This is a genomic window from Pseudomonas ogarae (assembly GCF_014268695.2).
Taxonomy (GTDB): domain Bacteria; phylum Pseudomonadota; class Gammaproteobacteria; order Pseudomonadales; family Pseudomonadaceae; genus Aquipseudomonas; species Aquipseudomonas kilonensis.
The window spans coordinates 2,483,242-2,504,633 of the sequence record NZ_CP077086.1; the positions used below are offsets into that span (position 1 = coordinate 2,483,242).

At 62.3% G+C, this 21,392-nt stretch carries 22 protein-coding genes; 8 read left to right on the top strand and 14 right to left on the bottom strand.

Going from position 1 to position 21,392, the window contains the following annotated elements:
- Window positions 1-96: 96 nt before the first annotated feature.
- Entirely contained in the window at window positions 97-498 is a 402-nt protein-coding gene (locus HU749_RS11060) for a MerR family transcriptional regulator (protein ID WP_024618895.1), read from the bottom strand.
- Window positions 499-692: 194 nt separating this feature from the next.
- Window positions 693-1,622, bottom strand: coding sequence for a LysR family transcriptional regulator (locus HU749_RS11065; protein WP_003200002.1), 930 nt, complete (start codon window positions 1,620-1,622; stop codon window positions 693-695).
- A 177-nt stretch (window positions 1,623-1,799) separates the two neighbouring features.
- Here HU749_RS11065 and HU749_RS11070 point away from each other — a divergent pair, with 177 nt between their 5' ends.
- Window positions 1,800-3,029 carry an acyl-CoA dehydrogenase gene (locus HU749_RS11070; protein WP_024618896.1) on the top strand — a complete coding sequence of 410 codons (1,230 nt, stop codon included), beginning with the start codon at window positions 1,800-1,802 and terminating at the stop codon, window positions 3,027-3,029.
- Between the two features lie 127 nt (window positions 3,030-3,156).
- On the opposite strand, the gene HU749_RS11075 is transcribed toward HU749_RS11070, so the two are convergent.
- From HU749_RS11075 to HU749_RS11110, 8 genes are all read right to left on the bottom strand, one after another.
- Window positions 3,157-4,026 (bottom strand): isocitrate lyase/PEP mutase family protein, encoded by an 870-nt coding sequence (locus HU749_RS11075; RefSeq protein ID WP_014339271.1) that lies wholly within the window; start codon window positions 4,024-4,026, stop codon window positions 3,157-3,159.
- A 190-nt stretch (window positions 4,027-4,216) separates the two neighbouring features.
- Entirely contained in the window at window positions 4,217-5,251 is a 1,035-nt protein-coding gene (astA, locus tag HU749_RS11080) for an arginine N-succinyltransferase (RefSeq protein WP_186650605.1), read from the bottom strand.
- Window positions 5,252-5,312: 61 nt separating this feature from the next.
- Window positions 5,313-6,329: an arginine N-succinyltransferase gene (locus HU749_RS11085; protein WP_186650607.1), complete on the bottom strand. Its 1,017-nt coding sequence runs from the start codon at window positions 6,327-6,329 to the stop codon at window positions 5,313-5,315.
- A 110-nt stretch (window positions 6,330-6,439) separates the two neighbouring features.
- Window positions 6,440-7,789: an APC family permease gene (locus HU749_RS11090; protein ID WP_046064781.1), complete on the bottom strand. Its 1,350-nt coding sequence runs from the start codon at window positions 7,787-7,789 to the stop codon at window positions 6,440-6,442.
- A 73-nt stretch (window positions 7,790-7,862) separates the two neighbouring features.
- Window positions 7,863-8,615 carry an N-formylglutamate amidohydrolase gene (locus HU749_RS11095; protein WP_095963263.1) on the bottom strand — a complete coding sequence of 251 codons (753 nt, stop codon included), beginning with the start codon at window positions 8,613-8,615 and terminating at the stop codon, window positions 7,863-7,865.
- Window positions 8,599-9,951, bottom strand: a complete 1,353-nt coding sequence (locus tag HU749_RS11100) for a type I glutamate--ammonia ligase (protein ID WP_186650609.1) — start codon at window positions 9,949-9,951, stop codon at window positions 8,599-8,601. Before HU749_RS11100 ends, HU749_RS11095 begins: the two co-directional genes overlap by 17 nt.
- The gene (locus HU749_RS11105; RefSeq protein WP_079302435.1) at window positions 9,948-10,592 is read right to left on the bottom strand and encodes a cysteine hydrolase family protein; all 645 of its coding nucleotides are present in this window, start codon (window positions 10,590-10,592) and stop codon (window positions 9,948-9,950) included. Before HU749_RS11105 ends, HU749_RS11100 begins: the two co-directional genes overlap by 4 nt.
- A 2-nt stretch (window positions 10,593-10,594) precedes the next feature.
- Window positions 10,595-11,449: a MurR/RpiR family transcriptional regulator gene (locus HU749_RS11110; RefSeq protein WP_095963265.1), complete on the bottom strand. Its 855-nt coding sequence runs from the start codon at window positions 11,447-11,449 to the stop codon at window positions 10,595-10,597.
- Between the two features lie 299 nt (window positions 11,450-11,748).
- Here HU749_RS11110 and HU749_RS11115 point away from each other — a divergent pair, with 299 nt between their 5' ends.
- Together HU749_RS11115 and cobF are read left to right on the top strand one after the other, a co-directional pair.
- The gene (locus tag HU749_RS11115) at window positions 11,749-12,327 is read left to right on the top strand and encodes a histidine phosphatase family protein (protein WP_186650611.1); all 579 of its coding nucleotides are present in this window, start codon (window positions 11,749-11,751) and stop codon (window positions 12,325-12,327) included.
- On the top strand, window positions 12,324-13,082 hold the full coding sequence (gene cobF / locus HU749_RS11120) for a precorrin-6A synthase (deacetylating) (RefSeq protein WP_186650613.1): 759 nt from the start codon (window positions 12,324-12,326) through the stop codon (window positions 13,080-13,082). Before HU749_RS11115 ends, cobF begins: the two co-directional genes overlap by 4 nt.
- Window positions 13,083-13,248: 166 nt before the next feature.
- Here cobF and ftrA read toward each other — a convergent pair whose 3' ends face one another.
- A complete protein-coding gene (gene ftrA, locus HU749_RS11125) occupies window positions 13,249-14,208 on the bottom strand; it encodes a transcriptional regulator FtrA (RefSeq protein ID WP_186650615.1) in 960 nt (319 codons plus the stop codon).
- 101 nt (window positions 14,209-14,309) lie between these two features.
- Here ftrA and HU749_RS11130 point away from each other — a divergent pair, with 101 nt between their 5' ends.
- From HU749_RS11130 to HU749_RS11145, 4 genes are all read left to right on the top strand, one after another.
- Window positions 14,310-14,744 carry a rhodanese-like domain-containing protein gene (locus HU749_RS11130; RefSeq protein WP_046064789.1) on the top strand — a complete coding sequence of 145 codons (435 nt, stop codon included), beginning with the start codon at window positions 14,310-14,312 and terminating at the stop codon, window positions 14,742-14,744.
- A gap of 278 nt (window positions 14,745-15,022) precedes the next feature.
- Entirely contained in the window at window positions 15,023-15,802 is a 780-nt protein-coding gene (locus HU749_RS11135; protein WP_079302440.1) for an ABC transporter substrate-binding protein, read from the top strand.
- 104 nt (window positions 15,803-15,906) lie between these two features.
- Window positions 15,907-17,019 (top strand): M14 family metallopeptidase, encoded by a 1,113-nt coding sequence (locus tag HU749_RS11140; RefSeq protein WP_186650617.1) that lies wholly within the window; start codon window positions 15,907-15,909, stop codon window positions 17,017-17,019.
- A gap of 64 nt (window positions 17,020-17,083) precedes the next feature.
- Entirely contained in the window at window positions 17,084-17,800 is a 717-nt protein-coding gene (locus tag HU749_RS11145; protein WP_046064791.1) for an alpha/beta hydrolase, read from the top strand.
- Window positions 17,801-17,986: 186 nt separating this feature from the next.
- Here the strand turns inward: HU749_RS11145 and HU749_RS11150 are convergent, their stop codons facing one another.
- The 3 genes from HU749_RS11150 to HU749_RS11160 all read right to left on the bottom strand — a co-directional run bounded on the left by HU749_RS11150 (window position 17,987) and on the right by HU749_RS11160 (window position 20,614).
- Complete coding sequence (locus tag HU749_RS11150) at window positions 17,987-18,574, bottom strand: DcrB/PsbP domain-containing protein (RefSeq protein ID WP_014339254.1); 588 nt, start codon at window positions 18,572-18,574, stop codon at window positions 17,987-17,989.
- Between the two features lie 86 nt (window positions 18,575-18,660).
- Entirely contained in the window at window positions 18,661-19,446 is a 786-nt protein-coding gene (locus HU749_RS11155; protein WP_046064792.1) for a hypothetical protein, read from the bottom strand.
- Between the two features lie 238 nt (window positions 19,447-19,684).
- Window positions 19,685-20,614 (bottom strand): LysR family transcriptional regulator, encoded by a 930-nt coding sequence (locus HU749_RS11160; RefSeq protein WP_186650619.1) that lies wholly within the window; start codon window positions 20,612-20,614, stop codon window positions 19,685-19,687.
- A gap of 143 nt (window positions 20,615-20,757) precedes the next feature.
- Between HU749_RS11160 and HU749_RS11165 the strand changes: the two genes are divergently transcribed.
- Window positions 20,758-21,360: an NADPH-dependent F420 reductase gene (locus HU749_RS11165; protein WP_186650693.1), complete on the top strand. Its 603-nt coding sequence runs from the start codon at window positions 20,758-20,760 to the stop codon at window positions 21,358-21,360.
- Window positions 21,361-21,392: the final 32 nt, after the last annotated feature.

A 21,392-nucleotide genomic window follows, 5' to 3' on the forward strand; every position in this document is an offset into this window, starting at 1 on the left:
CGAGCCTGCTCGCGATAGCGGTATGTCAGTCAACATTCATGTTGTCAGTTACATCGCTATCGCGAGCAGGCTCGCTCCCACAAGGGGCATGTTGTGTTACTGGACGATTTCCTCGCCATTGAGTGTCTGCTCCAGCGCCTGGATGCAGCGTTCTTCGGCGGTGTCGAGTTCCAGTTTCATCTGTTCGATGTCCAGCAATTGCTGTTCGAGCTGTTCCCGGCGCTCGGTGATTTTCGCCAGCATGCTGTGCAGCTGTTTCTGATTGCCGCTGGAGGGGTCGTAGAGTTCGATCAGCTCGCGGCATTCGGCCAGGGAAAAGCCAATGCGCTTGCCGCGCAGGATCAGCTTCAGGCTGACCTTGTCCCGCGGCGAGTAAATGCGCTCCTGGCCCCGTCGCTCCGGGCTCAACAGGCCTTGTTCTTCGTAGAAACGGATGGCCCGGGTGGTGATATCCAGCTCGCGGGCGAGGTCGGAGATGCTGTAGGTCTGGCTGCTCATGGAAGCGCTCGAAACGAAAGGGGCTGGCGCTAAGCTAAAGGCAGGTTGACGTTCGCGTCAAGCAGAGCGGTCTCATCCTGGAAGCGCAGCACCTGTGGGAGCGAGCTTGCTCGCGATGACGGCAGCACATTCAACATTAATGCAAGCTGATCCACCGCCATCGCGAGCAGGCTCGCTCCCACAATTTAGATCTTCTAGACCTTATCGAGCTTCTTCTCATGGGCCGTCACCTGCTGGCACAGCTCGATCATCTGCTCGCGCATCCAGCGGTTGGCCGGGTCCTGGTCGGTGCTTTCGTGCCAGTAGAGGTGGGTTTCCACCGGTGGCACATCGTTGACTGGTAACAGGAAGGCATGCAAATCGTGACGACGGGCAAAGCGCTCGGGGACGGTCATGACCATGTCCGTTTGTTGCAGCACCTGGGAGGCCATCAGGTAATGCTGGGAGCGCAGGGCGATCTTGCGCTGGATACCCATCTTGCCGAGGGCCAGGTCGACATACCCCAGCCCGTTGCGGCGGCTGGAAATATGCACGTGGGTCTGCGCCAGGTAATCATCGAGGCTGATCTTTTCCTTGCCCGCCAACGGATGGCCCTTGCGCATGGCGCACACGTAGCGGTCTTCCATCAACTTGACGTGGCGCACCTGCGGGTCGGTGTTGAGCGGTGCATCCACGGCGAAGTCGAGGCGGCCGGCGGCCAGTTCCTTGGTGGTTTCACGGCGCTTGGAGAGGAAGCTCTCGATCGCCACGGTCGGTGCCAGGCGACGCAGGCGCTGGAACAGCAGCGGCAGGATCACGCCTTCCGTGAGGTCGGTCATGCTGATGCGGTAGGTCTTGACGGCCTGCAACGGGTTGAAGATCCGGCTTTCCTGCACCGACACCCGCAGCAGCGACAGGGCGTTGCGCACCGGACCGATGATGTTCTGGGCCATGGGCGTCGGCACCATCCCCTGGGCGGTGCGTACGAAGAGCGGGTCGTTGAAGGTCTCTCGCAGACGCGCCAGGGCATTGGACACGGCCGGCTGAGTGATGCCGACGATCTGCCCGGCGCGGGTCAGGTTGGCTTCGGTGTAGATCGCATCGAAGACAATGAAAAGGTTGAGGTCGACCTTGCTCAGATTCATGGCGCTGCACTCTTGTTCTTGGGCTTGTTGTGAGGTGCCGGGTGGCGATGAGAATCAGTGAAACATATATCGGTGATGAATGTTAATACACGCCGAGAATAGGTTAGGTAAATTTTCGTAGCTGAACTAGCATCGATTTCATGACCTAAAACAACCTCTGCCAAGAAGGTGCTGCTCATGGATTTTGCCTATTCCCCCAAGGTTCAGGAACTGCGTGAACGCGTCACGGCGTTCATGGATGCCTACGTCTACCCGGCCGAAGCGGTGTTCGAACGGCAAGTGGCCGAAGGCGACCGCTGGCAACCCACCGCCATCATGGAAGAGCTCAAGGCCAAGGCCAAGGCAGAAGGCCTGTGGAACCTGTTCCTGCCTGAGTCCGAATTGGGGGCCGGCCTGACCAACCTGGAATACGCGCCGCTGGCAGAGATCATGGGGCGCTCGTTGCTGGGGCCGGAGCCGTTCAATTGCTCGGCGCCGGACACCGGCAACATGGAAGTGCTGGTGCGCTACGCTAATGAAGAGCAAAAGCAACGCTGGCTCGAGCCACTGCTGCGCGGCGAGATCCGCTCGGCTTTTGCCATGACCGAGCCGGACGTGGCCTCCTCGGACGCCACCAACATGGCCGCCCGTGCCGAGCGTGACGGCGACGAGTGGGTGATCAACGGCAAGAAATGGTGGACCTCAGGGGCCTGCGACCCGCGCTGCAAGATCCTGATCTTCATGGGCCTGAGCAACCCCGATGCGCCACGCCATGCCCAGCATTCGATGATCCTGGTGCCAGTGGACACTCCTGGGGTCAAGATCGTCCGGCCGCTGCCGGTGTTCGGCTACGACGATGCGCCCCACGGGCATGCCGAAGTGCTGTTCGATAACGTGCGGGTGCCGTACGAAAACGTTTTGCTGGGTGAAGGACGCGGCTTTGAAATTGCCCAGGGTCGCCTCGGCCCGGGCCGGATTCATCACTGCATGCGTTCCATCGGCATGGCCGAGCGCGCGTTGGAATTGATGTGCAAGCGTGCCGTCAGCCGCACGGCCTTCGGCCAGCCGTTGGCACGCCTGGGCGGTAACATCGACAAGATTGCCGATTCACGGATGGAAATCGACATGGCGCGCCTGCTGACGTTGAAGGCAGCGTACATGATGGACACGGTCGGCAATAAAGTGGCGAAGAGCGAAATCGCCCAGATCAAGGTGGTCGCGCCGAACGTGGCCTTGAAGGTCATTGATCGGGCAATCCAGATCCACGGTGGTGCCGGGGTTTCCAACGATTTCCCGCTGGCCTACATGTACGCCATGCAACGCACCCTGCGCCTGGCCGACGGCCCGGATGAAGTCCACCGCGCGGCCATCGGCAAGTTCGAGATCGGCAAGTACGTCCCAAAAGAAATGCTGCGTAGCAAGGGTTAGGATCTGGCCTGTGGGAGCAAAGCTTGCTCGTGATGACGGTAGCACCTCCCACATTGATGCAAGCTGACCCACCGCAATCGCGAGCAAGCTTTGCTCCCACAGGCTAATCCTGTGGGGGCGAGTCCGCTTACTCCTTGACGCTCATGTACTCCTCGGCCCAGCGGATGTAGTCCTCGGGCTGGGTGTAGGTGTGGGTCAGTTCGGTGGCGCTCAGGTCTGAAGCCTGGGTGAAGATCTGCCGTTGTTCGCGAAGGCTGTCGTAGGTCGCCTTGATCGCGGCGAAGTAGGCGCCGTGGCCGTCGATGGTCACGCGCACACCCAACTCGGCCAGGCGCTTGTCGTCGCGCAGCAACGGGTTGCCATAAGTGACAAGCATCAGCGGCACCGTCAGGTTTTCGCTGATCTTCTCCAGATGATCGAAGTCTTGCACACCCACCATGCAAATCCCGTCCGCCCCGGCACGCTCATAGTGCTGGGTCCGGCTGATTATTTCCTGGACCGGCAAGATCCCGGCGTTGGTCCGGGCAATGATCGCCATTTCCGGATCGACTCGCGCCTCCAACGCCGCACGAATCTTGCCGACGCCTTCGGCTACGCCGATCAGGTCGGTGGATTTACGCCCGAACTGGGCCGGCAGCAAGGTGTCCTCGATGGTCAGCGCCGCGATGCCGGCCCGTTCCAGTTCGACGATGGTGCGCATCACGTTCAGGGCATTGCCGTAGCCGTGGTCGGCGTCGGCAATCACCGGCAGTTGGGCCACGCGGCCGATGCGGGTGGCCTGTTCGGCAAATTCGCTGAGAGTGATCAGGGCGAAGTCCGGTGCGCCCAATACTTGCAACGACGCCACCGAGCCTCCCAGGATGCCTACTTCAAAACCCAGGTCAGCGGCGATGCGCGCCGACATCGGGTCGAACACCGAGGCGGTGTGGTAGCAGGTGTCGGAAGCCAGCAATTGGCGAAAGTTACGACGCAAATCTTGATGGGAAAGCCTGGACATATGAGTTCCACCAATGGAATGGAAAGGCTTGAGCAAAAGTGTCAACGCCGAAAGATCCAAAGGCTATCACGTGGCAAGCGCAAAGATGATGACGAATGTGTATGGGTGATGCCGTTATGGCATCAAGCGAAACAACGGGCCCGCAAGGTGGGCCGCCGGTGCCCTCGCGGTCAGTCGGGATACGAGGGGGCTACGCCGCCACCGCCTGTTGCCCCTGCCTGGGCAATGCCACGGCGCGCACCGTATCACCCGGTTGCACTTGCAGGCGTTTGGCGGTGAGGCGATCGACGAGTAGCTTGTGGCCATGCTGGTGCGCGCGAGCGCTGGTGACGCGGCAATTTTCCTGGCGCCGATTGTGAATCAGCCAGACCGGTGCCTGTTCGTCCGGGGTGCCAATGATCAGGGTCAGCGTCTGGCTGTCGCGTACCGTGCGGATCTTCGACACTGGCGCCTCGATCACCGGGCCGCCGTCAAAGATGTCGATGTAGCCCTTGTGGCTGAAACCTTCGGCGCTGAGGATTTTCATGGCCGGCTCGGTGTTCGGGTGCGCCTTGCCGATCACCGCCTGGGCCTGTTCGGTGAGCAGGCAGGTATACAGCGGCTGGCGTGGCATCAGCTCGGCGATAAACGACTTGTTGCCCATGCCGGACAACTGATCGGCGTGGCTGAAGTCTTTCTTGAAAAAATGCCGTCCCAGGCTGTCCCAGAACGGCGAACAGCCTTGTTCGTCGGCATGGCCCCGCAGTTCGGCGATCAGTTTTTCGCCGAACAGCTGGGGAAATTCGGCCACGAACAGCAGGCGCGCCAGGGACAGCAGGCGTCCGTTGTGGCCTTGGCGTTGCTCGGGGTGCAGGAACAACGAACAGATTTCCGACTGCCCGGACATCTCGTTGTTGAGGAACAGGGTCGGGATCTGCCGCTGGATCCCCAGCTCCGGCGCCGAGCTGACCGTCAGCCCGACCCGATAGTTGTACCAGGGCTCGCGCAGCCCGACCGCGCCGGTCAGGGCACTGATGCCCACCACCTGCCGATCATCGTCTTCGAGCACGAACAGGTAATCGGCGTCGGCACGTTCGACTTGTCCGGCAAAGGTCCGTTGGGCCCAGCGAATACGATGGGCCAGGCGCTCTTCGTTGGCCGGCAGGCTGGTGAAGCCGGGACCGGCGCAACGGGCCAGGTCCAGCAACGCGGGCAGATCGGTAATGGCGACCGGACGGACAATCATGCTGCAGCTCCTTCATCGTGTCGGTCCATGCGCCGATGCGTGCCACGGGATCGAGTGAGGCTCATAGGGCAACCACCCGGATCCGCTCGCCATCCATGACGCCCAGGGCGGCCAGCATGTCGGGCGACAGGGCCACCGGGCCCTCGGCGTTGACGTCCAGCTCGGCGACGATGGCCCGGTAGTCTCCAAGGCGGTCGTTACTCACCAGGTAACGGCCTCTGGCATCGATCTGCAGGCTTTGCCGGGCCGTGGCACTACGACTTTGCGTGATGGTACGGACGTTGGCGATACGGGCATGCAAGGTCGGCCCACCGTCGAAGATATCGACATAGCTGTTGGTCTCGAAACCCTCGCGCGCCAGGATGTCGAAGGCTTCCTGGCCGTCGGGATGCACCCGGCCGATGCAGGCCTGGGCTGCAGGCGGCAGCATGGGTACGTAGATGGGGTATTGCGGCATCAGCTCGGCGAGAAAGGTCCGGCTCTGCAAACCACACAACCGTTCGGCTTCGATGTAGGGCAGGTCGAAGAAGTGCTGGCCGATGGCGTCCCAGAAAGGCGACTGACCGTCCTCGCTGCTGAACCCGACGATTTCGGTGATGACTGATTCGGCAAAGCGCTGGGGGTGGGCGGCGATGAACATCAGCCGGGCCCGGGACAGCAGCTCCGATTCCGGCGTGCGCACCCGCTCGGCGTCGATGTGGAAGCCACGCAGCAGCGTCTGTCCGTTGAGGTCCTGGCACAGTGACAGCGCGGGCACGCCATGCTGGATATTCAGCTCCCGGGACTCGCTGGAAAACGGCCGGTTGCGCAGGCTGTAGAACGGTTCGTTGTAACCGGTGCTGGAGAGAATTTCCGAACAGCCGACCAGGCGCCCGGATTCCAGGTCCTCCAGGACAAAAAAATAATTCTCCGCGCCAGGGCCCTGCACATCGGCCTCGAACGAGGCGCATGAGTCGAGGATCTTTTCCTCCAGGCGCGCGGTATCGTCCGGCAGCGACGTGACACCCACCAGGCTGTCACGGGCCAATTGTTGCAGTTGCGGCAGATCGGTTAATTGAACTGGACGTAAGGCCAGCATGGATTGCACTCCTGTTCCAGAGAGCCCGGTGACAGGCACCGGGCTTGACGATCACTGTCGATGTCCACGCGTTGTAACCACGGTTGGCCGAGTCCTTCGACCGCCGACCCTCACTGACCGGCCGGATCGGGCACGGCGCTAGGGTTGCCGAATTTGTTGAGCGCACACAGGTAGACCACGCCCGCGGCAATCCAGATTAGGCCGAGCTTCTGCGCAGCCACGCCCATGTTGTACATGATGGCCGCGACGATCACGAAGCCGACCAGTGGGCAAATCAAGTGGCGAATTAGTTGGCCGGACCGCTGGCGGCGCCAGTAATGGTTGATGACGGTGATGTGCAGCAACATGAAGCCGCTCAGGGCGCCGAAGTTGACCAGGGAGGTGAGGGTGTCCACGGCGTCGATGAACAGGTAGCAGATCAACAGCGACAGCACTGCCACCAGGTAGATGCTCAAGTACGGGGTGTTGTGTTTCGGATGGACCTTGGCCAGCACCTTGGGCAACTGGCCGTCCCGGGCCATGCCGAACAACAGGCGCGACACCGCCGCCTGCGAAGTGATCGCCACGGCCACGCCCCAGGCCAGGGCCGTGGCAACCGCAGTCAAGGTGGCCAGCCAACTGCCGGCTGCCAATTCGGCGATTTCATAGAATGCGGTGTCGGCAGACTTGAAACCCATGCCAGCGGCCAGGTCCGTGGCGATCCAGGTCTGCACCACGAAGATCGCCCCCATCACCAGCAAGGTCACCAGGGCTGCCTTGCCGACGCTGCGGCCCGGGTCGCCCTTGATCTCTTCAGCCAGGGTGGAAATGGCGTCGAAGCCCAGGAACGACAATACCGCGATGGACACGGCTTGCATCAGTAGGGCGAAGTTGAAGTGTTCCGGGCTGTACAGCGGCGCCAGGGTCAGTTGACCGTTACCGGCGCCGCCGTGCAGGGCATTCCAGGCGTAGAACAGGAAAATCCCCAGCACCACCAACTGCGCCAGCAGGAAAATGATGTTCATCCGCGCGGTGAAGGTGATGCCCCGCAGGTTGACGAAGGTCGCGCTTACCAGGAAAGCCAGGATGAAACCGACCTTGGGAATGTCCGGGTACAAATGGTTCAGCGCCATGGCGGCGTAGACATAGAGCAGCGGCGGGATCAGCAGGTAGTCCAGCAGCATCAGCCAACCGGCGATGAAGCCGACGTGTGGGTTAAGGCCCCGTTGCGCGTAGGAATAGACCGAACCTGCCACCGGGAAGGCCCGGGCCATGCTGCCGTAGCTCAAGGCAGTAAACAGCATCGCCACCATGCCGATGATGTACGCCAGCGGCACCATCCCCGGTGCCTCGGCGTTGACATAGCCATACACGCCGAACGGGGCGATGGGGATCATGAAAATCATCCCGTATACCACCAGGTCTGTCAGCGACAGGCCGCGTTTCAATTCCTGTTTGTAGCCAAATGCCTCAATGCTCATGAGCCGTTTTCCTTTTCAGCTGTGTGGGTTGCGCTTGCTTGCTGTCTGTCGCTGGAAACTTGCCGCTGCCGTGCTACAGCAGGGGCGCCAGGTAGGCACTCCAGGTCCGTACCGCCTCGGGGCTGCGCAGTTGGTCGTTGCGCACTTCGATCAACACCGAATCCAGGCCGCGGCCATCGCCGTGCACCGGAACCGTCATGTCGGTCAGGGGGTTGATCTTGTAGGGTTGGTTGCCCGCTGCTCGCAGCGAATGCCGGCCCAGCCCGTCGACGATGTGCTGGGCATACTCCTTGGCTTCGCCGAACAGCACGCCCGCTTCCAGGGCACGCGGCTGGCCATAGAACACCGGGGTGAAACTGTGGATGCCCACCACGCGCACCGGCCGGTTGGCGGCCAGGCGCTGGTCGATCAACGCCCGCAACCGATCATGGAAGGGATGGAACAGGCACTGCTGGCGATACTCGCGCGTGGCCTCGTCCAGGTCATGGTTGCCCGGGACCTGGTAGATCTCGCTCTGGGCCGGAATGCTGTCTGGCACATGCAGCGGCCGGTTGAGGTCAATTAACAGCCGTGAGTAATTGGCAGCCAGCAAGGTCGCGCCGAGGGTTTCGGACAGGCGTTCGGCCAGGTGCAGGGCGCCAATGTCCCAGGCAATGTGCTCCTGGGACGCGGTTTCATCCAGGCCCAGATCGTTCAGCGCATCGGGAATGAAGCGGCTGGCGTGTTCGCACACCAGCAGCACCGGGTGTTCGGAGTCCTCCCGGGCCAGTCGGTAGGGTGGCTTGATGTAGAGGCCTGATTCAGCACATTCAATAGATTCGTGCATAGTGCTCACAACGCTCGGCAGGTGACAGTGCCTCGGTCAAGGCCAGCTCCTGGGCCTTCAAGGCGAAGTAGGTTTCGACCAGCGGACCGGGCAGGGTCTCGAGCAGCGCCCCGCTGTGACGCAGGCAGTCCAGTGCCTCGGCCAGGCTGGTCGGCAGGGCGATAATGCCACGGGCGCGCCGTTGTGCTTCATCCAGCTCATCGGGTATTTCATCAGTGACAGCGTTCAAGGCCAGTCGTTGCTGAATGCCCAGTCGCCCGGCAATCAGCAGTGCCGCCATCGCCAGGTGCGGTGAGGCGGTGGCGTCCATGGCGCGGAACTCCAGGTTGTACTGGTTCGCCAGCGGTTTGCCACCGAGGCTCACGGTCGGGCAAATGCGCAGCGCCGCTTCGCGGTTGCGCTGTCCCAGGCACGCATAGGACGCGCTCCAGTGATGAGGTTGCAGGCGCTCGTAGGACACCGGCGTCGGCGCGGCCAACGCACACAATGCTGGCAGATAGTGCAGCACACCGGCGGCCCAATGCTGGCCGAGGCTGGACAAGCCGTTACTGCTGGCGGCGTCATGCAGTACCGGGTCCGCGCTCAGGTCTTGCAGGCTCAGGTGCAAATGCACGCCGTTGCACACGGCGTTTTCCGCGGTCTTGGGGGCGAAGCTCAGGTCCAGGCCCATTTGCCGGGCGATTTCGCGGGTGATTTCCCGTACGTTCACGGCCCGGTCGGCGGCGGCTACGCCCAAAGTTGGGCGGCAGGTGATTTCGTATTGATGCTGGCCATATTCCGGCAGGAACATTTCCGGCTCGACACCGCCGGCCCGCAGGGCACTGAGCAACCACCCGGCGAACCCGGCCTGCTGGCGCTGGGCCTGGAGGCTGAAGGCCAGGCGATCAGGCTGCGCAGGTGTGGCAACCAGGTTGAATTCATGCTCGAACGCAGCGAAAACCTGCAAGCCCAGTTCGGCGCGATAACGCTCCACTTCGTCCTGCAGCAGCGTGCGCGGGCAAGCGCTCCAGGGCCGGCCGTCGGTCTCCCGAATGTCGCAATGGATGAAGTCGAGGGCAGGCGCCTGGGCGTCGGGGCCGTTGTTGACGGTCACCCGGCTGGACAGGTCCGGCACCAGCCGCAGGTCGCCATAAGCACCCCACGGGTTGGTCGAAGCGATGATGTCCTGGGGCGTCAGTGCGCTATTGGCCGGCACCCAGCCACAGCCCGCAGTGACGTAGTGGGGCAATTCATCACTGGGAAACGAGCGCCCACGGGTCACGCCGATCAGATCGGTGGTCACCAGGGTCGTGACGGGCAGCGGGGTGAGGACGGCTGCGGGATCAAGGCGGCTCATGGCTGCATCTCCTGCAACCGCGCGAGCACGGTGTCGGTATCGGTGATCCAGCAATAGCCCTTGATCGCGTTCAGGCACGCCAGGTGCCGTTGTTCGGTGTGGGTGGCGCAGGCATCTTCCACCAGGGTGACCAGGTAGCCGCGATCGGCGGCGTCGCGCACGGCCATGTCGACGCACTGGTCGGTGACGATGCCGGCGACGATCAAGTGGCGGGTCTGCAGGTTGCGCAGCACGTAGTCGATGTTGGTGGAATTGAAGACCCCGGAGGAGGTCTTGGGCAGCACGATTTCGTTTTCCAGCGGCGCCAGTTCGGCAATGATCTGAGCCTCGGGGCTGCCCTTGGGCAGGTGCATGTCCGACAGCTTGTGATCCAGGGAACGGTCGCGGCCATCGGCGGTGAGGCTTTCGATGTGAGTGTGCAACACGTTGTGTTGCCCTTCGCGCATCGCGTTGAGCAAGCGCTGCTGGTTGGGAATGACCTGGTGGCGGGCCCGCTGGATGAAATACTCGGCCTCGCGGGTGTGCAGGTGGGCATCGAATTGCGGTTCCAGCCAGGCGCGTTGCATGTCCACCAGCAGCAAGGCCGTGTGCTGGCGGGTGAACGGCAAATCCCGGGGCGAGCGATGGGGGAGCGAGAACATCCTTATTTTTCCTCCAGCAGGTGCGTGTTGAATTCCGTGCGCAAGGTGTCGATGCCTTCCAGGCGTTCGGCCAGCTCGGGGCATTGCAGGGTCAGGCAGGCGACCAGCGCCTCGACCTGGGCCAGCGCCGGCACCAGGCTGTCGAAGGCCGAGATCGATTCCACCGGGGCGCTGATGATCAGGTCGGCCAGCTCGCGCAACGGCGAAGCGTAGACGTCGCTGAACAGCACGACCCGGGCGTGGCGCGCCTTGGCCGCGCTGGCCACGCGCAGGGCCTGGGCCTGGTAGCGACGGTAATCGAAGATCAGCACCACGTCCTGGCGTTGCACGTCGAACAGCCGGTCAGGCAGTTGGGCGTTGTCTTCCAGGGCAAAACAGCCGGCGCGCAACAGACGCAAATGGTTGAGCAGGTAGTGGGCCAGGAAGCTGCTGAAGCGCCCACCGAAGCAATGCACCTGATGGCGGCTGTCGAGCAACCACTGCACAAGAATGCGCACGTCTTCGGGTTGGGTCAGGGCCTGGGTGTCGATGAGGTGGCGTTGACTGGCGGCCAGGTACTGGCTCCAGGTATCGCCTTGCTGCAATTTGGCCCGCGGTTTCAACAGGGTGCGGGGGGAGCGCAGGCGATGGTCCATGTCACTGAGCAATGCATCCTGGAATTCGGCGTAACCGCTAAAGCCGAGTTTTTTCACCAGCCGCACGATGGTCGGGTCGCTGACGCCGGCATGGTCTGCCAGGCGTGACATCGGGCCGAGGCCGTTGCGTGGGTAGTGATCGAGCAGGGCACGGACGACCTTGCGTTCCGACGGCGTCAAAACCAGGCCGGGATCGGTGATCAGATCTCTGAGAGGTGGCATCCGTGCTCCTTGCCAGGATGGGTGTTGAATTTCTTTCATAACTCCTGAAAACAGTATTTATGTAGCTGGTGCTACATGTCCAGTGGTTTTTACGTTCCGTTTAAAATGCTCCAGTATTGTGCGAAACCCTTGTAGGAGTTGGTTCCGGCTGGGTAGACCGAGTATGTCAGTCGATGCTTCTGACGATGTCGGACATAACGCCTTTTTGTCTCACTTATTTGATTTCGTATAAGGTGCTGTACAACTAAGTGCGTGAATATCCCGCCCATGTGCCCCTTCCGATTGCCTGAGAATCCAGTGTGCAAGCCACTCGTCTGACCTTGATCTGCCACGCCCGCACCGTCGCCCAGAAGCAGGCGCGCTTTGGCCTGGACGAACCGCTGGACGCCGACTGGCTGGCACGCTGTGCGCAGCTCGACCACCGCTACCGAAATGTCCGGCAACTGCTGTGCGGGCCGGAACTGCGCACGCGTCAGACCGCCGCCCTGTTCGGCGACGAGCCCGAGCAGGACCAGGCCCTTGCCGATTGCGATCTGGGACGCTGGCGCGGGTTGTCCATCGATGACTTGCTCCAGGCTGAACCGCAAGCCCTGCAGAGTTGGCTCGATGATGTCGAGGCGGCCCCCCATGGTGGTGAATCTGTCGCCCAGTTGTGTCGCCGTGTCGGGGACTGGCTGGCCAGTCTGGAAACCCGGCCAGGACATCTGCTGGCCGTCACCCACCCCTTCGTGATCCGCGCAGCCTTGGTGAATGTCTTGGGTTGCCCGGCCGCCACATTCAACCGGATCGACATTGAACCGTTGTCCACCCTCGAATTGCGTTTCAACGGCGTATGGCGATTGCGCACCCAAGGACCTGACCAGGAGTCGCCGCGATGAAGGCGTTGTCAGTCATTGGCATTGGGGCCGGCGATCCGGATCAGCTGACGATGCAGGCAGTGAAAGCCTTGAACCGCTTGGACGTGGTCTTCCTCATGGACAAGGGCCCGGCCAAGGACAAACTGTTGGACCTGCGGCGCGAAGTCTGTCGGCGCTATATCGTTGATCGTACCTACCGTTTCGTCGAAGCCTACAGCCCGGAACGCCAACGCGGCGACCTGGACTACAAGGACAGCGTCGAAGCGTTGAACCGGGCTAAACAGGCCACCTTCGAACGCTTGATCAATGAAGAACTGTCCGACGGTCAACGGGGTGGTTTTCTGGTGTGGGGCGATCCGGCGTTGTACGACAGTACCGTGCGCATCCTGCGGGCGATCCTCGACGCGGGCCGCTGCACCTTCGAATTCGAGGTGATCCCCGGCATCACCAGCGTCCAGGCCCTGGCCGCCCGGCATAAAGTGCCGTTGAACAGCATTGGCGGTTCGCTGGAAATCACCACCGGACGCCGGTTGGCGGCGGGGCAGGTGGGCGACGCGGCGAGTGTGGTGGTGATGCTCGATGCCGAGGACGCCTATCGCCAGGTGAGCGATCCCGATACGCACATCTACTGGGGAGCCTATGTGGGGACGCCGGATGAAATCCTTATCGCCGGCCGCCTGGGGGACGTGGCCGATGACATCGAGCGCACCCGCAAGGCCGCGCGAAAGGCCAATGGCTGGATCATGGATACGTATTTGTTGCGTAAGCCTCAATGATGTTTGCACATCAACCTGTGGCGAGAGGGTATGTGGGAGCAAGGCTTGCCCGCGATACAGGCGATGCGGCCTTCCAGAAATCGAGGCGCTCATATCGCGAGCAAGCTTTGCTCCCACAAATATGCCCTTGCCATAACGTTCGACAGCTTCATCACCAGTAGGCTAATTACCCCCGCCCAAACCGCTCCCGATACACCGACGGCGCCAACCCCACGACGCTGCGAAACGCCACGCGAAAGCTTTCCACCGAGCGGTAGCCACACAGTTGCGCGATGTTGTCGGTGTTGTCCCCGGTGCTTTCCAGCAACTCGCGGGCCCGGGCCAGGCGTTCATGTTGCAGCCAGGCCTTGGGCGACACGCCGCAGGCCTGGGTGAAATGGCGCAGGAAGGTGCGTTCGCTCATGGCCGCCTGGCTGGCCAGTTCGCGCACGCCGAGGGGTTCGTGCAGGCGTTCGCGGGCCCATTGCATGACACTCGACAGGTCGCTGCGTGGCGTGCGGCTGACCGGTGAGGGAATGAACTGCGCCTGGCCGCCCGTACGTTGCGGCGACATCACCAACCGGCGTGCCACGCAGTTGGCGACCTGGACGCCATGGTCCCGTGCCACCAGGTGCAGGCAGGCATCGATACCGGCGGCACTGCCCGCCGAGGTGATGACCTGTCCTGAATCCACGTACAGCACATCCGGGTCTACCCGCACGGCCGGAAAGCTTGCGGCCAGTTCGTCGGTGTAGCGCCAATGAGTCGTGGCGCCCAGGCCATCGAGCAGCCCGGCGGCGGCGAGTACGAAGGCACCGGAGCAGATCGACAGCAAGCGCGCACCACGGGCGTGGGCCCTGCGCAGTGCCTCGAGCAACGCCGGGGACGGTGGCTCGCTGCGGTTGCGCCAGCCCGGCACGACAATGGTCCGGGCGGTTTCGAGCAGTTCCATGCCGCCATCGGCCAATACCTGAAAGCCGCCCATGGCGCGCATCGGGCCGTCATCGACCGCGACGATCCGATGCGTGTACCAGGGAAAATCGAATTCCGGTCGCTCCAATCCGAAGATCTCGACGGCGACACCGAATTCGAAAGTGCACAGGCCGTCGTAGGCGAGGATCGCGACCAGACCAGGGGTAGGCTGCATTTGGCGGAAAATTCCCACAGAGTGTCTTGTGCGCCACTGTAGCGGCAAGCATCGGGGGGATAAAGTCTCTTCACGCCTTATCTATCCTGGAGTACACGCCCATGACCAGCCTGGTTCGCGAAGTGCCTGCTGCCCCCTCCGATATCGCCCTGCAGCATTTCAGCCGTCGCCTGACATTCGAAACCGATTGTTCCGACGTTCACGCCAGCCAACAGGCCGGCAACATCGATTTTGTGCTGGTGGATGTACGCGGACCACTGGCCTACGAGCGCGGCCACGTACCCGGGGCGATCAACCTGCCAACCCGCACACTCACCGCCCAGGCACTGGCCGCCTATGCCAAGACCACCCTGTTTGTGGTGTATTGCGCCGGCCCCCATTGCAATGGTGCGAACAAGGCGGCAGTGCGCCTGGCAACGTTGGGCTACCCGGTCAAGGAAATGATCGGCGGCGTCATGGGCTGGCTCGATGAAGGCTTTCGCTTGACCGGCACAGTGGAGCGCATGGCGGATGAGGCGATCAGCTGCGACTGCTGAGACAGCTTTTTGTGGGAGCGAGCTTGCTCGCGATGACGGCGGCACATTCGGCATTGAGGCACGCTGACGCACCGCGATCGCGAGCAAGCTCGCTCCTACAGAACTTCGGCGTTACAACACGGCATTAGTGGCTTTTTATACGTATTTGTCGCTTCAACATAATTCCCCTCCTGAGTGCCCCTCTAGACTCCCGGCCACTTCGGTTTTTGCTGACCGAACGCTGCTTACGAATCTGCCTATAACGATCAATAAAATACCCTGCGCACTCAGGAGCGAAAATGAAGAAGCTAGCCATGTTCGGTGCCCTGGCACTGTCCGTATTGTCCCTGTCGGCCGTGGCCGAAGACGCCAAGCCGATCCGTCTCGGGATCGAAGCCGGTTATCCGCCTTTTTCGATGAAAACCCCCGATGGCAAGCTGACCGGCTTCGATGTCGATATCGGCGACGCCCTCTGCGAGCAGATGAAGGTCAAGTGCACCTGGGTCGAGCAGGAATTCGATGGCCTGATCCCCGCGCTGAAAGTGAAGAAGATCGATGCGATCCTGTCGTCCATGACCATCACCGACGATCGCAAGAAAAACGTCGATTTCACCATCAAGTACTACCACACCCCGGCGCGGTTCGTGATGAAGGAAGGCTCCGAGGTCAAGGATCCGCTGACCGAGCTCAAGGGCAAGAAAGTTGGCGTGTTGCGGGCCAGTACCCACGACCGTTTCGCCACCGAAGTGCTGGTGCCTGCCGGGATCAACCTGGTGCGCTACAGCTCCCAGCAGGAAGCCAACCTGGACATGGTCGCCGGTCGCCTCGACGCCATGCTGGCCGACTCGGTCAACCTCGACGACGGTTTCCTGAAGACCGATGCCGGCAAAGGCTTCGCCTTCGTGGGCCCGACCTATGAAGACGCGAAATACTTCGGCGGTGGCGCCGGCATTGCGGTGCGCAAGGGCGATAAGGCCCTGGCCGACAAATTCAACGCCGCCATCAGTGAAATCCGCGCCAATGGCACCTACAAGAAAGTGCAGGACAAATACTTCGCCTTTGATGTCTACGGGCATTAATCGCTGAACCCAAGGTGGCCCGCCGTTGACCCGGCCGGCCACCTTTTTCATGGGCGATTGTTTTACCCTGCGCCTATCGAAATACCGCCATCCGGAGTTCTCTCATGCAACGCATCGACCATACCCTGCCATGGAGCCATCTGGGCACCGAGCGCCGGCTCAGTGTGTTTCGTTACGGCCACGGCCCGCGCAAGGCCTACATCCAGGCCAGCCTGCACGCTGATGAACTGCCGGGCATGCGTACCGCCTGGGAGCTGAAGCAGCGGCTCAACGACCTCGAGGCCCAAGGGCTGCTCAAGGGTGTGATCGAACTGGTGCCGGTGGCCAATCCCATCGGCCTGGATCAACATCTGCAAAGTGCCCACATGGGGCGTTTCGAACTGGGCAGCGGCAAGAATTTCAACCGCGCCTTCGTGGAACTCAGTGCCCCGGTGGCGCAACGCATCGGCGATCGCCTGGGTGACGACCCGGCCGCCAATATCACCTTGATCCGCCAGACCATGGCCCAGGTTCTCGACGACCTGCCAGCGCCACCTTCGCAACTCGAAGCGCTGCATCGCCTGCTGCTGCGCCATGCCTGCGACGCCGACATCACCCTGGACCTGCATTGCGATTTCGAGGCAGCGATCCATTTGTATGCCTTGCCGCAACAGTGGCCGCAATGGCGTTCCCTGGCCGCCCGCTTGAAAGCCGGTGTGGCATTGCTGTGCGAGGATTCGGGCGGCAGTTCGTTCGATGAGTCCTGCTCCTCGCCCTGGTTGCGTTTGGCCAAGGCCTTTCCCGCAGCGGCGATCCCACCGGCCAACCTGGCGACGACGCTGGAGCTGGGCAGCATGGGCGATACCCGGGTGGTGCAGGCCCAGGCCAATTGTGAAGCCATCCTCGGGTTTCTGGCCGAGCAGGGTTTCATCGCCGGGGATTGGCCTCCTGCGCCGGCGCAGTGCTGTGAAGGTTTTCCGTTCGAAGGCACTCAATACCTGTTCGCGCCGCACCATGGCGTGGTGAGCTTTTTGCGTGAGGCTGGCGAGTGGGTGGAGCAGGGCGATCCGCTGTTCGAAGTGGTCGATCCGTTGAGTGATCGGGTCACCACCGTGCGGGCTGGCACCAGTGGCGTGCTGTTTGCCCTGGACCGCGGACGCTACACCCAGCCAGGGATCTGGCAGGCAAAAGTCGCCGGGCGTGAGCCGATTCGTACGGGGAAATTGATCAACGACTGATAAGTGCTGTCTACCTCACCGCACGCTCTTTGCCGTGCGGCTATCGAACGATGGAGGAAGATTGATGTTTAAAGCGCTCGCCCTGTTTCTATTGCTGGTCTCGTCCGGGTTGCAGGCCCAACCCTCGCTGCACACGGACTTGCCGCTCAACTACCTGGCCCAAGCCGATGAGCAAGCCGGCAACCGCCCCCTGGTGATCTTCCTGCACGGCTCCGGCAGCAACGAACAGGACCTGTTCGAACTCAAGGGCGAGTTGCCCCAGGATTACAACTACCTCTCGGTGCGGGCGCCGAAGAGCATGGAACAGGACCGTTATCAGTGGTTCGCGAAAAAGGGCGAGGGTGCCTATGACGGTGACACCTCGGACCTGAAGGCCAGCGGCCAGGTGCTGCTGGACTTCATCGACAAGGCTCGGGCCAAGTACTCGACCGACGCGAGCAAGGTCTACCTGGTAGGGTTCAGCCAGGGCGCGATGATGAGTTACGAAGTGGCCTTGCGACACCCAGAAGCCGTCGGTGGCATTGCCGCGATGGGCGGGCGGGTCCTGTCGGTGTTACGGGCGGAACTGACCCCCGATGAATCGCGCCGGACACTGGCGGTGTTCATCGGCCATGGCACGGCAGACCCGATCATTCCCTACCACGATGGCACCGAGGCCAACAGCTTCCTGAAGACCCTGGCGCTGGAACCGGAATTCCATGCCTACCCGGGCGTCGGCCACAGCATCAGCGCCCTGGAAGTGCAGGACCTGCGGGCCTGGCTGGAGCGGCTCAATCCCTGACCACCGCAAGTCCTGGTGGGAGCGAGCTTGCTCGCGATGGCGGTGGGTCATCTTGCATCAATGCCAGGATGTGCCGACGCCATCGCGAGCAAGCTCGGCTCCCACATTCCCACATTCCCACATTCCCACATTCCCACATTCCCACATTCCCACATTCCCACATTCCCACATGTTCCGGGGTGCTTGTTACTTACCGCTGGCGATCTGTTTCACCAACGCTTCATGACCGGCCTTGTCGCTGGCCCGGGAGATGACCTGCACCACCGCCATGCGCGTGCCGGAGGCGCCCAGCAAGGTGGTGTCGAGGGTGGGTCCGCCGCCCTGGGTCGCGCTGGTGTCGAGCTGGCGCAGGCCCAGGCCGGTGCCTTTTTGCTTCAGGCTTTTTTCGCTGAGGATCTTGGCGTCCGGCAGGGCCTTGATGCGTTGGGCGGCGAAGTCGGCCATGGTGGTGTCGAGGAATGCACCATCGTCGTCCTTCACATTCGTACCGTTGACGATGGTGTTCTCAGCGGCAATCACCACGGTTCTGCTGGTGGCATTGCTGTACATCGTCCCTGTCGCCCCAGCGGTGCCCTGGGCCACTTCACCGGCGGGTAGCGGCGTCGCCGTGAAGCCCTTGGGCAAGGTGAAGGTGAACTTGCCGCCGAGCATCGACACCTTCTGCGCCGGTGCATCGCCGGCAGGTTTGGCCGGCGCCGCCTGGGCGGGTACCACGATGAGGCTGGCGATGGCCGTCAGCAACAGGGCGGCGGCTTGTTTACTCAGCAATGACATTGAAACGCTCCACAGATGGTCGTGCCTGGAGGCCGATCATCCCATGGGCGTCGCACCTGACTCCAGCGCCCGTGCAGAAGAGACCGTCATTTTGGCGAAAGGTGTGCGGTGTCGCCGGGCGGAGGCCGCACCAGCAGCCGTCGGGTCACCAGCAACATGGCCATCGACACCGCGACGCCCAAGACAAAAGCCGGCATGCCCAGCAACGGCAGGGCGAGGGCAAGGGTCAGGCAGAAGGCGGCGAAGCAATACATGCCGGTGGCCGTTGCCCGCAGCAGCGCGGCGGTGAAGGCCGGCCCCCGGGTTTGTTGAGAGAACACCGCCATGACACTGCCCAGCACCGGGAACACCGCCAGCAGCCCGCTCCAGCGTTCGCCCACGGTGCTGGCCAGCAGCGTCACCGCCAGGGTCAACAGCGCGCCAGCGATCATGCGCAGCAGCAGTTTGTCGGATTTGGCCGCCGGCCCGTTCATCACCGGCCGGACCGTCGGGAACAGATACGGCGCCGCCAGCAGCGCGGCCAGGGCGATCAGGCTCGACAACGGCAGCGAAGCCGGTAGCCAGGACAGGATCAACGCCACCAAGGCCCAGACGCCTAGCGCGATACCCAGCGCCCAGGGCCAGTTGCGATGCTGGGCGACTTGGGCGTACACCACGCAGAAGGCAATCATCGCGAACATCGCTGCCAACGCCGCGGTCGCCGACTGTGCGGCAAACAGCTCGCCTTGTTCTATGGCCAGGAACAGCAGAATCGGCCCCACCACGACTGGCAACCCCGAGAGCCAGCCGGCCACACTCGGTCCCCAACGCCTGCCCGCCTGGGAAATCAGCAGCAGGAACGCGGGAATCACCAGCAATTTGAGCAGCAGCACGCGGTCATCCTTGTCAGTCGTCGAGGCGCCACGTTAGCACCGTCCGCATCGCAAACCCACTGTGAGGGCGAGCTTGTTCGCCACGAGGTTGGGGGAGGCTGGGCTGACGTCATCGCGAGCAAGCTCGCTCCCACAGTAGTGTGTGGGGGCCGGTCTCGATATTTGGTTCGACACAAGCCCTCTGTGGGAGCGAGCTTGCTCGCGATGGCGGCAGCAGTGGCATGAAAGCCTCTAAGGTTCAACCCCGCGCAGCACTGAAGCGCCGCGCCAGCCCCTCACGCTCGAAGTGTTCGGTGATGAAGTCGATAAAGGCGCGAGTCTTGGCCGGGATCAGCGTGCGGCTGGGGTAATAGAGGGAAATCACGCCAAGGTCCATGTACCAGTCCGGCAGCAGCCGTACCAGTTCGCCGCGCTCCAGCCAGGGCAGCACGTCCGGCACGGTCAGCAGCGAAATGCCCAGGCCCAGCAAGGTGGCTTCGCGCATGGCGACCGGGTCGTTGAGAATGATGGATTCAGGCAGCCGCAACGCCGACTCCAATCCGGCAGCATTGCGCATCGTGGCCTGGCGTACGCGCCCGGTGAGGCTGGAGCGCAGCACAATGTTATCGAAGTGGGCCAGGTCTTCCGGGTGTTCGGGGCAGGCGCGTGCGGCCAGGTAGGCCGGGCTGGCTACCGCGACCAGATGTGCCGGCGCCAAGGTTCGCGAGATCACGCCAGGTGTCAGTTCGAAGCCGCCGCCAATCGCCGCGTCGAAACCTTCGGCGATCAGGTCTACCCGTCGGTTCTCGAAATGCCATTGCGGGCGGATCAACGGGTGGAGGGCCAGAAATTGCGGCAGCAACGGCAGCACATGGCTGATGCCGAAGCTTGGCGACAGGCTGAGGCGCAATACCCCGGCCGGCTCGCCACGCTCAGTGGTCACGGCGCCGATGGCGGCCTGCAAGGCTTCGAGATGCGTGCCGATACTGGCCAGGAAGTGTTCGCCGTTCTCGGTCAAGGACAGCTTGCGGGTCGAGCGCTGGAAAAGCCGCACCCCCAGGTTACGCTCCAGCATCGCCACATTGCGGCTCACCGCGGCAGGCGTCAGGGCCAGCAACCTGGCGGCCGCCGAGAAACTGCCGGTTTCGGCGCTGCGGGCAAAGCATTCGAGATTGGCGAGGCTTTCCATCAAAGTGACCTGATAGTAATGCTTGAAAATGATTCAACGTATTACTGGCTAATCATGACGTAATAGCAAGGGCAATATGCACCTCAACGGCGGACATCACCGCCCAGGTTTATCCAACTTTGAGGACATACGACATGAGCAGCATCGACACCATCGGCATCATTGGCGCTGGCGCCATTGGCAGTGCATTTGCCCGGGCCTTGGCCCGCCAGAATATCAACGTCGTGATTGCCAACAGCCGCGGCCCCGAAAGCCTCGCCGAGTTGGTCGCCGAGCTCGGCCCCACCGTCCGCGCCGGCACCGTGCAGCAAGCTGCTGCCCAACCAATGGTGCTGGTGGCCGTCAACTGGCCGAAGTTGCCCCTGGCGCTGAATGGCTTGCCGGACTTTGCCGGACGAATCGTGATCGATGCCAACAACGCAATCAAAGTCCCGGAGTTCGAGGCGATTGATCTGCAGGGCCGGGCTTCTACCGAGGTGTTCAGCGAATGGGTGCCGGGGGCACGGGTGGTCAAGGCGTTCAACCACATGTTGGCGCGCCTGCTGGAGGCTGATCCGGCGTCCGAAGGCGGCAAGCGCGTGCTATTTCTGACTGGCGACGATGAGCAGGCCCGTGGGGAAGTCGCGCAGTTGATCGATCGGCTGGGATTCTTCGGCGTGGACCTGGGCCCATTGAGCGTTGGCGCACGCTTGACTCAATTCCCGGGTGGGCCATTGCCGGTGCTGAACCTGGTCAAGTTCGACTGAGTACTTCACGACATACGTAAGGAAGCGCTCGA